The organism is Prevotella ihumii, assembly GCF_900155655.1.
In the GTDB taxonomy this organism is placed as follows: domain Bacteria; phylum Bacteroidota; class Bacteroidia; order Bacteroidales; family Bacteroidaceae; genus Prevotella; species Prevotella ihumii.
The window spans coordinates 2841191-2856865 of the sequence record NZ_LT706987.1; the positions used below are offsets into that span (position 1 = coordinate 2841191).

Annotated in this window: 16 protein-coding genes and 2 pseudogenes; 7 read left to right on the top strand and 11 right to left on the bottom strand. The window is 40.2% G+C overall.

Translation table 11 applies throughout. The features are described from left to right. Window positions 1-2: 2 nt before the first annotated feature. From CZ367_RS12380 to CZ367_RS12405, 6 genes and pseudogenes are all read right to left on the bottom strand, one after another. The gene (locus CZ367_RS12380) at window positions 3-1886 is read right to left on the bottom strand and encodes an McrB family protein (RefSeq protein ID WP_237581721.1); all 1884 of its coding nucleotides are present in this window, start codon (window positions 1884-1886) and stop codon (window positions 3-5) included. Between the two features lie 2 nt (window positions 1887-1888). Continuing rightward, a complete protein-coding gene (gene dcm / locus CZ367_RS12385) occupies window positions 1889-3004 on the bottom strand; it encodes a DNA (cytosine-5-)-methyltransferase (RefSeq protein ID WP_077197128.1) in 1116 nt (371 codons plus the stop codon). Window positions 3005-3090: 86 nt separating this feature from the next. Continuing rightward, window positions 3091-3960 carry a DNA damage-inducible protein D gene (gene dinD / locus CZ367_RS12390; protein ID WP_077197458.1) on the bottom strand — a complete coding sequence of 290 codons (870 nt, stop codon included), beginning with the start codon at window positions 3958-3960 and terminating at the stop codon, window positions 3091-3093. Window positions 3961-4037: 77 nt separating this feature from the next. Further along, on the bottom strand, window positions 4038-4409 hold the full coding sequence (locus tag CZ367_RS12395) for a DUF1016 N-terminal domain-containing protein (protein ID WP_077197129.1): 372 nt from the start codon (window positions 4407-4409) through the stop codon (window positions 4038-4040). 4 nt (window positions 4410-4413) lie between these two features. Beyond that, complete coding sequence (locus tag CZ367_RS12400) at window positions 4414-4626, bottom strand: helix-turn-helix transcriptional regulator (RefSeq protein WP_019035566.1); 213 nt, start codon at window positions 4624-4626, stop codon at window positions 4414-4416. Between the two features lie 100 nt (window positions 4627-4726). Continuing rightward, window positions 4727-4913: pseudogene (locus CZ367_RS12405) on the bottom strand (helix-turn-helix domain-containing protein); the annotation flags it as partial. A gap of 1041 nt (window positions 4914-5954) precedes the next feature. Between CZ367_RS12405 and CZ367_RS12410 the strand changes: the two are divergent. From CZ367_RS12410 to CZ367_RS15600, 7 genes and pseudogenes are all read left to right on the top strand, one after another. Then, window positions 5955-6437: a hypothetical protein gene (locus CZ367_RS12410; protein ID WP_077197130.1), complete on the top strand. Its 483-nt coding sequence runs from the start codon at window positions 5955-5957 to the stop codon at window positions 6435-6437. Window positions 6438-6637: 200 nt separating this feature from the next. Next, window positions 6638-7417 (top strand): Rossmann-like and DUF2520 domain-containing protein, encoded by a 780-nt coding sequence (locus tag CZ367_RS12415; RefSeq protein WP_077197131.1) that lies wholly within the window; start codon window positions 6638-6640, stop codon window positions 7415-7417. A 33-nt stretch (window positions 7418-7450) separates the two neighbouring features. Further along, complete coding sequence (locus CZ367_RS12420) at window positions 7451-7969, top strand: KdsC family phosphatase (protein WP_077197132.1); 519 nt, start codon at window positions 7451-7453, stop codon at window positions 7967-7969. Between the two features lie 16 nt (window positions 7970-7985). After that, window positions 7986-8558 carry a Maf-like protein gene (locus CZ367_RS12425; protein ID WP_077197459.1) on the top strand — a complete coding sequence of 191 codons (573 nt, stop codon included), beginning with the start codon at window positions 7986-7988 and terminating at the stop codon, window positions 8556-8558. Window positions 8559-8628: 70 nt separating this feature from the next. Next, a pseudogene (locus tag CZ367_RS14540) lies at window positions 8629-8815 on the top strand (DUF5117 domain-containing protein); the annotation flags it as partial. Between the two features lie 11 nt (window positions 8816-8826). Continuing rightward, complete coding sequence (locus tag CZ367_RS12435) at window positions 8827-9315, top strand: DUF4112 domain-containing protein (RefSeq protein WP_077197133.1); 489 nt, start codon at window positions 8827-8829, stop codon at window positions 9313-9315. Continuing rightward, a complete protein-coding gene (locus tag CZ367_RS15600) occupies window positions 9285-9428 on the top strand; it encodes a hypothetical protein (protein ID WP_154669338.1) in 144 nt (47 codons plus the stop codon). Before CZ367_RS12435 ends, CZ367_RS15600 begins: the two co-directional genes overlap by 31 nt. A 70-nt stretch (window positions 9429-9498) precedes the next feature. Here CZ367_RS15600 and CZ367_RS12440 read toward each other — a convergent pair whose 3' ends face one another. The 5 genes from CZ367_RS12440 to CZ367_RS12460 form a co-directional block, all read right to left on the bottom strand. Continuing rightward, window positions 9499-11913, bottom strand: coding sequence for a TonB-dependent receptor (locus CZ367_RS12440; protein WP_237581723.1), 2415 nt, complete (start codon window positions 11911-11913; stop codon window positions 9499-9501). A 60-nt stretch (window positions 11914-11973) separates the two neighbouring features. Next, window positions 11974-12678, bottom strand: coding sequence for a hypothetical protein (locus tag CZ367_RS12445; RefSeq protein ID WP_077197134.1), 705 nt, complete (start codon window positions 12676-12678; stop codon window positions 11974-11976). A gap of 57 nt (window positions 12679-12735) precedes the next feature. After that, window positions 12736-13839 (bottom strand): hypothetical protein, encoded by a 1104-nt coding sequence (locus tag CZ367_RS12450; protein WP_077197135.1) that lies wholly within the window; start codon window positions 13837-13839, stop codon window positions 12736-12738. A 452-nt stretch (window positions 13840-14291) separates the two neighbouring features. Continuing rightward, window positions 14292-14504 carry a helix-turn-helix domain-containing protein gene (locus tag CZ367_RS12455; RefSeq protein WP_077197136.1) on the bottom strand — a complete coding sequence of 71 codons (213 nt, stop codon included), beginning with the start codon at window positions 14502-14504 and terminating at the stop codon, window positions 14292-14294. 17 nt (window positions 14505-14521) lie between these two features. Further along, the gene (locus tag CZ367_RS12460) at window positions 14522-15235 is read right to left on the bottom strand and encodes a DUF2975 domain-containing protein (protein WP_077197137.1); all 714 of its coding nucleotides are present in this window, start codon (window positions 15233-15235) and stop codon (window positions 14522-14524) included. Window positions 15236-15675: the final 440 nt, after the last annotated feature.

A 15675-nucleotide genomic window follows, 5' to 3' on the forward strand; every position in this document is an offset into this window, starting at 1 on the left:
GTTTAGTTCCAGAAAGAAACAAAATGGTCACGCTTCAGTTGGCTGAGCATACTGTCTATCTTTTTGACGGAATGTAGCTTGTCTTGTTCTCCCAACTGATTTGTGATGATGTGGCGCAAGGCGGTAAGTATGTTCAAGTCGCCATATTGCTTGGCTTCATCCACATTCACCTCTGCTTTGGCTATGCGTTCCTTGTCTGCTTCCGAATTGGTGATTTTCAGTTTCGTTTCATCGCCCTCTATGCGTGAGAGAATTTTCATCAGCGTAAAGTTGTCAAGCGCAGCTATGCGGTCAGTCTGTCCGAATTCATACGATGCTTGCAGATATATCAGCGCTTCATTAGCGGCACGATAGCCCAACTTGAAAGGTGTGCCTTCAAGCAAGGCATTGATGCGCTTCAGATAGTCTATGGCAAACTTTGCATCATCGCCCAGTTCGTCTATTATTTCCCTTGCTTCAATGTGACGATCTACAAGTAGGGCGTTCAAGTCGGCATCACCATTTTCCTCAAATGCCTGTACAATCGCTTTAAAGTCATCGTCTGTTGTGTCGGTAAGAAAACTGTCGTAGTTCACCTCGTTCATTTCTACCGACATGGCTCTGTCGAGCACCTTGCGTGAGAAAGAGAAGGTTGTCTCGTCCATGTTCACAGTACCTATTACAATGAGGTTCTTGGGCAAGGTCAGACCTTTCGTTTCAAGATGGTCAACAACCTTTCCTAAGAAAGAATTTTTGTCGGCAGCCGTGAAGTTCGGGAACAACGTGTTTACCATCTTTTTCGCCACTTCTTCTCCAAACGAGTTAAATGGCTTGATGATTGGGTCGGTCAAGTACTCTTCACCCTCAAAGCTGCGACTCTCAATGGCACTTAGAAACTCGGCAAAGTATTCCTCCACTGGAGCAAGGTTCATTTCATCGAGACACAAAAAGAACGGCACTTCGGGATGCTGCCATGCCTTAACGATAAACTCAATAAATGGAGTGAATACATAGTGCGGACTTGGAATGTTCGATAAATAACCGATTACGTCCATCGAGTTGTGCCAGTTCGGCTTCACTTGTATCAGTTCAAAATTGGCAGGCGAGTGTAACGTCCAACGGTCATTGGCAAAGTCTTCGCCCGTATAACCATTTGCTCTTTGCAACTCCTCTGTAACTGTGGCCTGTGCCAACTTACGCACAATGCGGCTTTTGCCAGTACCGCTGATACCGGCAAGAAGCATAAATGGTTTGGTACGGAGGGCGGTGAGGAAAGAGGTATAGGTTGAATGATGTTGATTCGATGATTTTGATTTGTTTATGGCAATTTTATCAACACCCTCAATTATTATTCTAACTAAATTTTGCTTGTCTGCTAGGAAAACGCACAAATCTACGACATATGATTGAGAGGCATTAACCAAACAGGCACAAGCTAATATCGGAGAAACATAGAAATCACCTCTGTCTATGGTTTTTGCACCATGCCACCAATTATAATCAGTGATGAAATGTCTCAAATTGTTTTTAGATGTGTCATTCAAATCAAGCGATTGTAGTGAGTTTTCCTCTTCAACTGAAAGACTACCTTTATCCAAAACTTTTAAGCGTTCTTTTGTGGCAACTTTAAGTGCATACTTTTTGTATCTAATCAGTTCATTATAGAAATCTGTAAAGTATGATGCCATATAGAACCATTGATTAGGCAAAAATATATTTAGAAACCCTCGTTGATATCCTTTGGTTTGGATGATAGCAGAATAATTATTATATGTAACAGAGTTACCATTAATTTCTTTGACCTGTTCTTTAAAAGTGAGTGGCAATATAAAGTCATTGCCGTCATACTGATTGAATTTACCAGCGGCAAGACTATATATTTGTTGTAGATTTCTTAATTCTTCCATTTTTATTCATTTAATAATTGTGCTACAATCTCTTTAGCCAATCGTTTTATTACTGGCAAAGCAACACTATTCCCGAATTGATGATATGCTTCTTTTCTTGAAACCACTATTTTGTATTCTTGGTTACTAGTATTATAATTTGCATTCCCTGCACACTCAGGATGTTGCCAGCCATTGCCAATAATTCTATATCCCTGTAATCTTCCGGCTTCCACAGGTGTAAGACGCCGAGGGTTCAATCCTTTATCTGATTGGTCTATCAGAATCTCACTTCCATCTTTCCAATAACGAGCAGAAATAGTACTGCAATATACACTTTCTGAATTAAAAAGGCTATAGCCAAAGCCCTTACCATTGGCTTTGTTCCTTTCCTTTCTTCTTTGATGTCCTTCCCATAGTCTGTCGCTTATAGTATAATATGCATCAATAGTATCTTCTGGTTCAAAGATGTCAGAAACTTTAGTCTTTATAACCCTATCGCTTAAATCTTTAGTCTTATCGTAAATCGTATTTCCATTCATATCTATTCCATATGGAAATTTGAACGTACTTGCCTTTACGAGGTCTTTGTACCAAGCAATAATGAACAAACGCTCTCTATTTTGTGGTACACCAAAGTATTTGGCGTTTAGAACTTCAAAACTATAAGCATACCCCAACTCTTCCAGCGTAGCAAGAATTGTTTTTAAAGTTTCCCCTTTCATGTGTGTTTTTAATCCTTTAACATTTTCAAGGAACAACACCTTGGGCGGGCAACCAATACTAATCTTTTGTTTTACAATATTGGCAATATTAAAAAATAACGTACCTCTTGTATCTTCGAAGCCTCGTCTAAGTCCTGCTATAGAAAAAGGTTGACACGGAAATCCACCACAACAAATATCAAATGGAGGTATTTCGGTAGGATTTTGCTTTGTTATGTTTTCATTAAAATAATAGTTGTTGTTCTCAAAAAGATTCGGGGCAATGTCTTTATAATTAGCTTCATACGAAATACGAGCATTTTTGTCCCATTCGCTTGCAAATACGCACTTCATGCCGACAGAGTGCATCGCTTGATGAAACCCTCCAATGCCAGCAAATAAATCAATAAATGTATATGTCGTTTTCTTTGTCATATTATTCTTAATTCAACCTTAATCTCTCACTAATAAAAAGAGAAATCCTCACTAACCGCCTTAATCTCGTCAGTAAGTGTTCAATATTATTCTACCTTCTTTGGCAATTTGTTTGAAGTCTTTTCTATTTTCTTCTCGTTGCTTGCCACTCTGCGTTCCACTTTCTTGATGTCCTCAGCGGGAGGAAGGTTTTCGGGTTTTATGCCTCGTTGCCCCAGCATCTGCCTTACGCTGACATTGTTCTGAATGTGTTCGGCAGTAATGCTCTGTTCACCATAAAGGTCCTTCTTCTCCACATTGTAATTTGTCATTTCTGTTGCGAGGTTTTTTGCAGCAATGGTCAGCGTAGGAAGAAAGTCAGCCAACGGACGTGTTGACTTGATGCCGAGGCGAAGTTTCATATCTTCGGTGGTATGTCCGCCAAACAAAGCCGTGTCACCTTTTGAACGTATACGACCAAATCCACGGTCATCAACACCACGCTCATAAATGTTGCGAGACAATTGTTTTTCTGAAGCACGTAGTCGATCGCGTGTTTCCAGACGTGACACTTGCTGCAAATGCTCAGCTATAAGTTCAGCCCGCCTTGTCTGTAATGCAAAATAACCTTGTGCAAATGCTATTTCTTCTTTCTTTGGATCACCATTCTGGGTTATGAGATAGCAGGCAAAGCGAGTAAGCATATAGTCCTTGACTTCACGCTTAGCACCTTTTGCCAAGCTTATCATTTTCGTGACCTCACGAAAATGATCATTCACATTGATATTCTGTGATTTACATGATTCGACTGCTCGGCCTATAGCTATAGTAAAATTCTCCCAACGTGCATAGCCAAGAACAGACTGAAGCTCGCGTGCAAACCATACTTCAACCTTTTCTTTGCCATTATCGCTCTCAATGTAATGCGTTATCTCGTTGAAAGCGGATGTATGCTGATTTATTCTTTGAATGTCCATGTTATAATATTTCTTTTCCTCACTAACCGCCTTTATCTCGTCAGCAAGGACTTTCTGTAACTTCTCTTTCGGTACTATCAACTGATAAATAGCAGATTGTGCGACCACGGCAAAAGTGCTACGGAGCGTAGCACTTTTTCATTATGCCCAACGTAACGCTCGTAAAATTTCTTCATGTTCCAAAGTTGGCGCGGTGAAACGCCCATCTTTGGATAGCGTTCTTTCAGGTCTGCAGACAGTCTTTTTACTACACTATCACCATACCCACTTTCAATCTTGCGCTCATGAAGCATTTGACCAATCTCCCAATAGGCAGTAGAAACATAGCCATTGACATGTCGGGCTATCTCCGTCCGTGCGTGCTCAATTACTGCGACAGTATGTCGCAGTATCTCGGCATAACCGCTACTCCCTAATGAGAGTTTGTTGTCTTTATTGTCTGTTGTCATTTTATCAGTCTATATTGTCTTCCCTAAGAAGGTCAGTCACTTCTACCTCAAGCAGTTTGGCTATCTTCATAAGATTACCCAAATCTGGTTGACAAGTATTGGTACACCATTTTGATATGGTTGTTTTGTCCTTTCCCAGTTGTTCACCAAGCCATTTGTTCGTTTTCTTTTTTTCAGCAAGAACAACTTTTAGCCTGTTTAATTCTTTATTTGCCATATTCAGATGCGAATTTGAATGCAAAGGTAATTATAATACTTTACATTTCCGCATAACCGCAGTAATGTTTACGCTTATTTAGCAACTTGATGAAAAATACTCACCACAAGTTAAGCCTACATTTCACTCGTTGTACGGTACTAACCCCTTTACTACACAACTTCGCCACATCCCTTATGGAATAGCCTTTACGGAGCAGGCTTATTACTTCCCTATATTCGGCTTTTATCGGTTCTTCCGTTTTTTACAGAGCCTACCTTGCGTCCGAGTTTTCCACCTTTCCCTATTTAGGGTACTAAATTACTACAAAATGTTTAATTTTCAAAATATAAAAAAGGGGGGAGGCTTGCATAAAAAGAGTAAAAACTACCTGAGGTTATGACGATAAAAGGTAATGGGTTTTGTAGCTCATATTATTGTTCGTTTTGCGAACTATGGGCGAATGAGAAATAATACATCTATCTTTGGGCTGCAAAACATATATGTTTGGCGGTGTCAAAGTTGAACTTTGGGAGGGTAAAACATATATGTTTTGGAGGGTGAAAGATATATGTTTTACAAAGGGTTTGTAAATTCTTTATAATCAATAGGTTATAAAAGCTCTGCTAAAGCATTATGGGGATAAATGATATTGTTCTATTTTTCTACTTGGATATATTCCGCACTTGGCTTCGTAATAATTACCAAGCTGCTCTTTTTAGGAGTTAGAGGGAGTTGAGTGGAGTTAGAGGGAGTTAAAGAGATTTAAACCCAAATGTCTTAGGGGTAGGGGGTAGGGGATCGATTTATTCGCAAGCTCATCAGCACGTATCGAGTTCCGCTCAGCACAAGTTGTTATTCGGAACTCGATGAATCGAGCCCCTACGTTACCCTACAAATATTTGGGTTTAACTCTCTTTAAATCCTCTAACTTCTTGATAAAAAGAACGAATTGTAAGTTAAGGCTGGTTCTATAAATTACCACCGCATATAGTCATTAAATTTTTATGAAATACGTTTTGTTATCTTTTGGCTTCTTTTGGGTTCAAAATGTAAGTTCGTTCAGTCGTGTAGCTCGCTACACTCCTTCACGCTCTTGCATTTTGACCTCAAAAATAAGCTCAAAATCTAACAAAGCTAATTTATAGAATCAGCCTTAATAAAGATGTGCATAAAGCGTAGATTACCAAGGGGAACTATAGTTTTTTAAAAAGGTGGTAAACGTAATGATGAGCAGTGATGATGTAGGGTGTGTAGTTGGCTAAATGGATAAAAATAGGGGCGCACTGTATGGATAATCGAAAAAAATAATTAACTTTGTGGCTACATACAAACAAAACTAATTTAGAATGAAAAGATACCTCTTATTACTTCTTGTTATAGCTGTGTCGTTTTCAGCACGTGCACAGTCGGATGTTATTAGTGTAAAAGAAGCAATAGAATTGTTCCAAAAGAACAATGCCGAAGCTACTAAGAAACTGCTTACTGCTCGTGGCTATATATATAAAGGTGTATCGGCAGACAGCTATGGCAAAGACCACAACTGGGTGAAGAATATGGACTTGACCAAAGACTTTCTCCCTACAGCGTTTAAGCAAGGTACATCGAGCCTATTGATGATAGCCGAAAATGGTAAAACGCTTTATATCTATGTGTTTAATCGTACAGCATTTGAGGGTATTAAGGCACAAGCCAAAAAGATGGGGTATGATATGGGAAAGAGCGTTAAGTCGGACTCAGGTACACTTATCTGTGTAAAAGACGACCAACCTACACTTACCTTTATGGAGCTGCAAAAGCCTTTACCTTATTGTATTCAGATAACTGAATAAAACTAACATATAATTTTGGGCTTCGGCTGATTAATAGTCTTTCTTCTCTAAAGAAGATGCAAATTTACAACATAAACCTATATTTTTGGGTTATAAATCTGAAATTTATTGCGTCAATAAATGTAAAGAAACATAATTGCAACTAAAATATGAGGGGTTTTGAATGTTTTTTTGTCTTTTAATTGCTAATTTTGTAAGCAATGAAAATTACAATTATAGGTGCTGGAAACTTAGCAACGTGTTTAGGAAAAGCATTGAAAGCGAGTAGATATGAGGTAGTTCAAGTATTTAGTCGTACAGAGCAGTCGGCTAAAGTTTTAGCGACAATGCTTGAAGCTCAACCTATTACTCATATAGAGTGGGTAAACGATGGGGCTGATGTATATATATTTGCTGTAAAAGATAGTGTTTTGCCCATTTTAGTTGAAGAATTGGGTAAAAAATATCCTAAGAAGATATTTCTACATACAGCGGGGTCGATGCCATTGAGTATTTTTCCTGCTGTATTGGCTCATTGTGGGGTGTTCTATCCGTTGCAAACATTTTCTAAAACTGCTGAGGTCGACTTCCGTGAAATCCCTATCTTCATAGAGGGACGTGACGAAAAGGCAATGCAGGCAATGATGGAAATAGGGCAGAGCATCTCGGACAACGTGCGGACAATAACCTCAGCGGATAGAAAATATATACACTTGGCGGCTGTTTGGAGCTGTAACTTTGTGAACCATTGTTACAATAGGGCGGCTAAGGTGTTGGCAGAACGCAATCTTCCTTTTGATGTGTTGTATCCGCTCATTGACGAAACTCGTAGGAAAGTGCACCATATACATCCACAAAAGGCACAAACAGGTCCTGCAGTGCGGTATGATGAAAACGTTATTGCAATGCAAAAAGAGCTTATGGACACAGACGAAATGGGGCAAGAGTTGTACGAATTGCTTTCAAAGGATATTCATAGGTTTGCAGAAGACCACCTATAATATATATAGACATTATAACGAAAAGAAAAAACGATGATAAATTATGATTTAAACAGCATCAAAGCCATTGTCTTTGATGTAGATGGAGTGCTTTCGTGTTCGACCATAGGAATGGGAAAGGACGGCGACCCTATCCGCACAATCAATATTAAGGACGGATATGCCATACAGTTGGCACAGAAATTAGGGCTTCACATTGCCATTATGACGGGCGGAAGGAACGAAGAAATTCGCCTAAGATACGAGTATTTGGGCGTGAAAGATGTGTATCTCAATTGTGCTATGAAGATAAAAACGTGGGAGGAGTATCTTGCAAAGTACAACCTTAAAGAGGACGAAATTATCTATGTGGGTGATGATATTCCTGATTTTCAGATTATGAAGCGTGCAGGTTGCCCTTGCTGTCCTAAAGATGCGTGTGCGGATATTAAGGCTATTGCGGCTTATGTGAGCGATGTGGACGGAGGACAAGGTGTGGCTCGTGATATTATCGAACAGGTGTTGCGAGCGCAAGGCAAGTGGATGCAAGACGGCAAAGCATTTGGGTGGTAAGATGAAAACATATAATATGACAAGTTATAAGATAATTTTGGCAAGCAATTCGCCACGTAGAAAGGATCTCTTGGGCGGATTAAACCTTGCTTTCGAAGTACGTGTGTTGCCCGATGTGGCAGAAGATTTCCCCGAAAGCATTGCCCCAATGGAGGTGGCTGAATATCTTAGCAAACAAAAGGCTAAAGCGTATAAAGGGCTGATAGCCAATGATGAATTGGTGATAACGGCAGACACGGTGGTGATAGTTGATAGTGAGATACTTGGGAAACCACACTCGGAGGAGGAAGCACGCACGATGTTGCAAAAGATAAGTGGTAGGAAACATCAAGTAGTTACGGGTGTGAGCCTTACAACAACCACCTTTCAACGCAGTTTTTCGGTCTCAACAGATGTTACCTTTAAGCAGTTGAGCGATGAGGAAATAAGTTATTACATCAAAAACTATAAGCCTTTCGATAAAGCAGGTGCATACGGCATTCAAGAATGGATAGGGTATGTAGGCGTAACCTCGTTGGAAGGAAGTTATTTTAATGTGATGGGACTACCTGTGCAACGCATTTGGGAAGAATTAAAAGCCATCTCTTAAAAAAGATTATGAAATCATTCAGATAAAATAGATTAGTCAGACTTGTCCGACCAGTCCGAATACTAAGTAGCTGAAATTGGGTGGATTGCAAGCTGATAGAACGTTTATAGACACGCTAAAGGATTACCCCTATCAACCTTGAAATAGCTACAACACGCACCTATGCTGCACCTTCGGCAAAGACACCTGCAGCTTACACGGGTGTAGTGACCATCGGATTGAACACAAGCATCGTTCTTTTACCCCAAAATCCCTTATTTTTTAGTGTATGAAAGAAGAAAAACGAGCCTTATTGCGTGAGAAGTTAGAGAAGAGCACCATTTATCGAAAGATGGAACAAGTGCAAACCCTAATGGACGAATACTATATAGATGGTGTGATAGGCCTCATTCCTTACGGCATTGGCGACATCATTTCAGCAGTTTTTTCAATGATTTATGTATGGTTTGCTTTTGTCAAAATAAAGAGTATTCCCTTAACTTTGGCTGTGCTCAATAATGCTTTGCGTGATGTAGTATTGGGCTTAATACCCTTCTATGTTGGAGATGTTATCGACTTTTTTCATCGTGCCAACCGCCAGAATATGCAACTTGTGCGTGGTTTTGTTCAAGGCGACGAGTCTGTAATCCGAGCTGTCAATCGCAAAGCCATACAGAGTGGTGTGTTTATCGTTGTCTTTTTGTTGTCAATAGTGGCTTTGCTGTGGTCATTGGTGGCATTAACACAGTGGATTTTATCACTTATTGGCTTTGTATAGATACATTATTTAACCCCAATCAGTCGTTAGACCAGTCGGACTTGTCAGACAAGTCCGATTGGTCTGACACGTCCGACTGGTCTGACTGGTCTAATGACCGAGATCTGGTTTAAAGTCTATGTGACAACGAAATAGGGGAGAAGTTCCGCATCTTTATAAAAACACAGTTTATCTTTCTATCGATTAAAATTCTACTGTTACCTTACCATTGAATTGACGTCCTGTAAGATAGTTTGGCACTGCATATTGCTGTCCCGAAATATCTGTAATCCAGTAATACGAGTTTACGTTGCTGATACCCAAAAGATTCAGACAATCAAGCCCCAACCATACATTTCTGAATATAGAACGTTTAGTTCTTTCACTATTATCATATAGTCGGTAATTCATTCCGAGGTCTACACGCTTGTAAGCAGGTGCACGGAACGGATTGCGTTCTAATTCTTTATGAGGTGCAGAGAATGGCAAACCATCTGCGTAAGCAAGTTTTAACGACATCTGCCACTTCGTAGAACCAGGGAAATAGTCGGTAAAGAAGAGGTTGAGCGCAAAGCGTTGGTCGGTAGGTAGAGGCATATTTTTACCATTTAGTTTCATACGTGCGTTCATTATACTTAGTGTCAACCACGAATCAGCACCAGGAACAAACTCGCCAAAGAGCTTTAAGTCGAGACCCATAGCCTGACCCGAAGTTTGTTTATCGCCAAAGTATGTAATCTTAACGTTGTCAACCGTATAGGGAACAAGTCGAGACAAAGCCTTATAATACATTTCGGCTGTAAACTTGAAAGGACGTCCCATCATATTGAAACGATAGGTCATTGATGCCAAAGCGTGTATAGAACGCTGCGACTTGGTATGCTGATTGAGCAGTGCATAGGTTATGCCATTCTGTGTAATGGTATCACGTAATTCCTTGTAGAATGGAGCTTGGTAATAAAGACCTGCTGCCACTCTGAACGAGAGATTTCTATTCCAACCAGGTACAATATTGAGCGATGCACGAGGCGAGACGATGCTTTCCTTATTGAAACTCCAATGCGCATAGCGCACACCATAGGTGAGTGTATAGAGCGTAGGTATAGAATCGTGCGACTGGAAACGCCACGTATCTTGCAAATAAGTCTCAAATCGTTTTGCATTCAAATCGTTTTGAGCACGAAGGGCATAAATCATATTGAGGTCTTTGCCTGTATAAGGAACGTTGTAACCTGCTGAGTCACGATACTCGTATTCAGCCGAATTTTCTTTAATCTTCTCAAACTTGTAGGTCAAACCTCCCTCTATATTGTGCTTACCTGCACGATGCTTCGCCATCAGTTTTACGCTTTGCACATTGGCTTTCAAGTAGTCGCGCGAGTGCTGCATATAGGTGCCCACACCAAGATTTTCCGATGTTTCGGTTTGGGTAAGCCAATACTGACCTTGTATGTCGTAGCGTTGTTGCTCTTTGGTTGAGAAAGCCGATGCGATAAGCGAAATATCGGTATTCTTTGTCAGATGGTTGGTAATGCTAAACGTACCAAAGAAAGTGCGAAAAAGGTCTTTTTCCTTACCATCGAAATAGACCTTGAACGACTTCACATTCTGCATTGTACCAAACTTAGTTTCACGGTCTTCAGGTTCGAAGTCGTAATGATTGTCGGAAATGTTACCAATAAAATCAATCTGCCAACGTTTTGAAGGCTGCCAAGAAAGGTATGTTTGGTAATCAAGGAATGAAGGTTTGTATTCGCCCTTTGTCTCTAACGAACCCAAGAGATACTTGTTTGTTTTGTAGCGGAGTCCATTTGTCCACGTAAATTTCTTAGTAGACAAGCCGAAATATCCACTTGCGCCAAGCATTGACAGCGATATAGAACCCTCGGTACGTGTAGGACGCTTGTAAACAATGTCCAATGCCGAGCTCATCTTGTCACCATACTTGGCTTCAAAACCACCTGTTGAGAAGCCCACGTGGTCTACCATATCGGCATTGATAACAGAAAGTCCCTCTTGTTGTCCGCTGCGAACAAGGAAAGGGCGATAAACCTCTACATTATTAATATACACCGAGTTTTCGTCAAATGTACCTCCACGCACATTATATTGTGACGAAAGCTCGTTGTGGGTAGACACACCTGCTTGTGTTTGTATCATTTCTTCCACCGCATTGCCCGATGCCGAAGGCGTGCTCTTTATCTTGTCTATCTTCACTTCTTCGGTTGTGCCGTGCTGTGGCGTCTTGCCTTGAACCACTACTTCTTGTAGTTCGTTGTCATCGGCAAGCTGAATTTGCAGTGTTTGCTTGCCTTGTGGGCGACGCAGAACACGAGTTTTGGTTTTATAACCCACCATTGAGAACCTTACCTTAACCGAGTCGGCACTCTGCAACTGCATAGAGAACTCGCCTTTAAGGTTGCTCATTGTCATCTTTCCTTGCTCTACAACCATAATAGAAGCCAACTCCACAGGGTTGCCATCTTTATCAGAAACCTTGCCTTGGAGGGTGAACGACTGCCCGAAAACTGAATTTGCAGTGAGCAAAAACAGTGTTATAATGAATAAATGATATTCCTTTTTGCTTAACATACTGATATAACGCAGTTCTTTCCGCATTATTGCTTTATGTTGAGGATAATCTTATGAAGTGGCAAATAATGATTTAGAGGAGAAATGCTACACAAGGTCTTGATAAGCTTGAGTCATCTCGTTCATTAGCAACTCAAAGTTTTCAGAGTTTTGCGATACTTTTCTGAAAATCATTTCCAAATTGTCGCCCTCAAGTTCTACTACCTCGTCACTCATAAGTGCCATCATTCCATAAATCATCAGTTTGTAAATAGAGGCTTGAAAAAGGCTTTTTATGTCTGTCTTAGCAGCCATCATTCCTGAGCTGTAAGCCAACATTTGCACTCTCACCATCGATCTTATCGCCAATGGAACATCTACCTTGTCGAGCATTTCTTCGTCCTCTTTATAGGCTGAAAAGAACTCGTCTATGGGTTGAAGTTTACCTTGAAGCAAGGAGCTCATCTGTGCTTGATATTCAGCTATTACCTCATCGTATAGCGACTTTGAAGCACAAGCATATCGAAGCAATAGTTTAGGCGATGTGGTGTTAGAGAAGTGGCGCGCCTTCATGTCTTCTGCCACGGCTTCGGGGTCGGTAAAGTTTAATCGGATAAGGATAGGGAAGAGCGTAGAAACAAAACGAGCCGACAACGTTTCGTAGTTGTCGGCTGTTATCTGTTTATAGATTTTGGGTTCAACACTCTTTACTCCCGGGTACAAAGCATCTTTCTGCCCCGTTATGAAGGCGTGAAAAAATCCTCTTACCATCACTTTTGCTACTTTGTAGCGTGAAATGTGTGTAATTCGCATCTGGTCTTTTATCTACCTTATCAATATTTTTATAATCTTTTTTTCAATACTTTTTGCTTATCTGTGTCCACCAAACGAGCCTGAGTTTTGAGGTGCTGTTGGGCGTTGAGTAGGTGCTGGAGCTGGGCGAGAGCTACCTGAGCCAAACGAGCTTGGCGCATTGTTGAAGCGCGGCTGCGACTGTGGACGCTGAATGTTTCCAAATCCTCCGTTTCCTCTGTTGTTAGAACGTTGTGGGCGCATTGTGTTTCCGTTTCTTGGGTCGCCTCCAAATGAGTTGTTTCCGCTTGGGCGTTGTCCGCGTTGGGTATTCATATTAGGAATGGTTGTATTACCTACGTTTCTTCTTGAGTTTCTATTAAGTACACCAAAGTTGGCATTTGGCTTATTGTTAGGCTTTTGTGGTCGGTTGTTCACATTGCTGTCAAAGTAAGCACCGCTACCATTTCTGCGCTGATTGCCAAACGATGATTGGTTAGGCTGAGCTCCACCTCTGTTGCCCGTAACTGCACCGCCATTGCGTACATTGCCATAGCCATTGTTATAGTTTCCACCACGGTTTATTACTACTGGCTGACCTGTGCGAGCCCCAAAGCGTCCTGCATAGTAGCTGTTTTGCCAACGATTGCGCCCTCCCCTGTAGGTGTCGTAGATAGATGGGCGATGACGATAGTAGTAGTTTGGGGTATCGTATCGGTTGTAAATGCTAAACGCATAAGTGTTTTGATACCAATATACAGGACGATAGAAATAGTCCATATTTACAAAATAGTTGTACTGGCGTGCATCTAAAACATAGAATATGTCGCTATTTCGTCTGCTCCAATAAGGGCCATAAATAGAACTTTCGCCCTGCATACTAAGCAGGTAGTCCAAGTTGATTTCGTAAATAGCGGCATACTGAGCCTCACTTAGTCCTAACTCGTAAGCCATCTTGTCCGAAAGGAACAAAGCATGTTGACGTGCGCGGTTGTAATCCATACTGCTGTAACCATAGCTTCTACTATAGCTTGTGCCATAGCTATATCCATCATCGTAGACGCTTGTAGACGAATAAACAGGGCTTGAATAACCTCCACCCATCTCCATATAGGTTCCACAAGATGTAAGTCCGAATGCTGCCGCAACGGCTGCACAAATCATTATAAATTGACTTCTCATAGCTGTATTCTTTTAAAATTGTTTTTTACGCTTTTCAAATTTTCTAAGTGCAAATATAATAGTAAAATCCCAAACCTACAAAGGACAATGCCTAAAACAGAGTGGGGGAAACCCTATAACTGATGGTATAGTGAATAGAGATAGCGTTATAATAAGGTGAGTACAATAGGTTTGACGGATAAGTGCGAAGATGGGGGATAAGGAATAATAGAACAATTGAGTGTGTTATATTATCTGTGCTAATCTACTTTTTCAATATATTGATTATCAGCAATTTATAGACGAGTTCTAAAACATATATGCTTGCAACAATGGTAGAGCTATCATTTCATTTGTAGCGAGAAAACAAGTACACAAAGCATCTTGTTATCGAATGAATACCTTGCGTCTTGTTATCGTTCTAACAAACTATTCAATGATTTATATCTAAAAACAACCGTATCAAAATATTGTTATTCTTGATTGCCTTCTTTAAATTCTAAGATGTCACCTGGCTGACAGCCTAAGGCTTCACAAATGGCATTGAGCGTGGTAAATCTAATGGCTTTAGCCTTTCCCGTCTTCAGAATGGAGAGATTGGCCAATGTTATTTCTACTTTTTCAGAAAGTTCGTTGAGCGACATTTTACGCTTTGCCATCATTACGTCTAAGTTTACAATTATCATCTCTTCACCTCCTTCGCTTAAACTACCAAATCGTTTTCTTGACGCATACGTACACCAATGGCAAACACCTCGTAAACTATCAAGGCTGAAAGTATTTCTAATGGGCCAGAGTCAATTCCTAAGGTTGACAAATATTCCACCTTCAATCCGCTTATCACCAACGTTTGTTGAGCAAAGTAGACCTCAATGCCCGAACCAGTGACTAAAGCAAGAAAACCTACTGCAGTGAAAATAGCCAACTTACGCAACAAGTTCAAATTGTCAAGCGAGAAAATGTTCTCCTCCTTCCTAAAATTACGCAACAGCTTCAGATAAATAAAGAGTATATACAAAAACGCATAAGCCCCTATCCCCATACACAAGAAGTGTAAAATGGTAGCCCAAATAGGAAGCTCATAAGGCACTTTAAAGCTTCCGGCATAAACATTGGTGCTCTTTCCTGTAAGTTGGTTCTGCACAGTGACAGGATAGATGGCATTAAAATCTATAGTTCTGATTTCGATAGCCAACCCATCTGACACCTTCATATTTTTCATTTCTACCAATTGCTTGTATCGAACACTATCAGCAGCACTATGTGTACGCATCATTGTTGCTCTCGCTTCCTCCACCTGAGTGGTAAAATTATTTACCGAATGTACGCTTCTTATCATTACGAATACACCGTATGCAATCATTAGCCCAATGAGGAGCAACATTATAGAGCAATAAGTGTGCAATCTCTTGTTCATAAACTGTAGTTCTTCTTTATTGTTTTTATATTGCAAAATTAGAGATTATATTTTATAGAAACAAACACATTCGTTAGATATTTATTGCTTTTCAATAATTTAATATTGAATTTAGGAAAATTTTTAGTTCCACCTCTGTTTTGACCTTATTATATGTATAAGAACCTATTATTCTATTGCACAACCCCTCACCACATTGTTCTATTTGTCCGCTTCTCATCTTTCCCAAATAATACATCAATCTTTGGTTTGCAAAACATATATGTTTGGCAATGCCAAAGTTCAACTTTGACAAGGTAAAACATATATGTATTGGAGCGTAAAACATATATGTTTCAGAACCAATATATAATCGCTTTATAATCAAATACTTACACACGCTATTTTTAAGCGTTCGTTGCTTTTCCCAATTGGTCTATTCTTAACCTTCGCTTCATATC

Excerpts from the sequence above, each read along its gene's own strand:
- CZ367_RS12380 (WP_237581721.1), bottom strand. The coding sequence starts at position 1,886 with ATGGAAGAATTAAGAAATCTACAACAAATATATAGTCTTGCCGCTGGT.
- dcm (WP_077197128.1), bottom strand. The coding sequence starts at position 3,004 with ATGACAAAGAAAACGACATATACATTTATTGATTTATTTGCTGGCATT.
- dinD (WP_077197458.1), bottom strand. The coding sequence starts at position 3,960 with ATGGACATTCAAAGAATAAATCAGCATACATCCGCTTTCAACGAGATA.
- CZ367_RS12395 (WP_077197129.1), bottom strand. The coding sequence starts at position 4,409 with ATGACAACAGACAATAAAGACAACAAACTCTCATTAGGGAGTAGCGGT.
- CZ367_RS12400 (WP_019035566.1), bottom strand. The coding sequence starts at position 4,626 with ATGGCAAATAAAGAATTAAACAGGCTAAAAGTTGTTCTTGCTGAAAAA.
- CZ367_RS12410 (WP_077197130.1), top strand. The coding sequence starts at position 5,955 with ATGAAAAGATACCTCTTATTACTTCTTGTTATAGCTGTGTCGTTTTCA.
- CZ367_RS12415 (WP_077197131.1), top strand. The coding sequence starts at position 6,638 with ATGAAAATTACAATTATAGGTGCTGGAAACTTAGCAACGTGTTTAGGA.
- CZ367_RS12420 (WP_077197132.1), top strand. The coding sequence starts at position 7,451 with ATGATAAATTATGATTTAAACAGCATCAAAGCCATTGTCTTTGATGTA.
- CZ367_RS12425 (WP_077197459.1), top strand. The coding sequence starts at position 7,986 with ATGACAAGTTATAAGATAATTTTGGCAAGCAATTCGCCACGTAGAAAG.
- CZ367_RS12435 (WP_077197133.1), top strand. The coding sequence starts at position 8,827 with ATGAAAGAAGAAAAACGAGCCTTATTGCGTGAGAAGTTAGAGAAGAGC.
- CZ367_RS12440 (WP_237581723.1), bottom strand. The coding sequence starts at position 11,913 with ATGCGGAAAGAACTGCGTTATATCAGTATGTTAAGCAAAAAGGAATAT.
- CZ367_RS12445 (WP_077197134.1), bottom strand. The coding sequence starts at position 12,678 with ATGCGAATTACACACATTTCACGCTACAAAGTAGCAAAAGTGATGGTA.
- CZ367_RS12450 (WP_077197135.1), bottom strand. The coding sequence starts at position 13,839 with ATGAGAAGTCAATTTATAATGATTTGTGCAGCCGTTGCGGCAGCATTC.
- CZ367_RS12455 (WP_077197136.1), bottom strand. The coding sequence starts at position 14,504 with ATGATAATTGTAAACTTAGACGTAATGATGGCAAAGCGTAAAATGTCG.
- CZ367_RS12460 (WP_077197137.1), bottom strand. The coding sequence starts at position 15,235 with ATGAACAAGAGATTGCACACTTATTGCTCTATAATGTTGCTCCTCATT.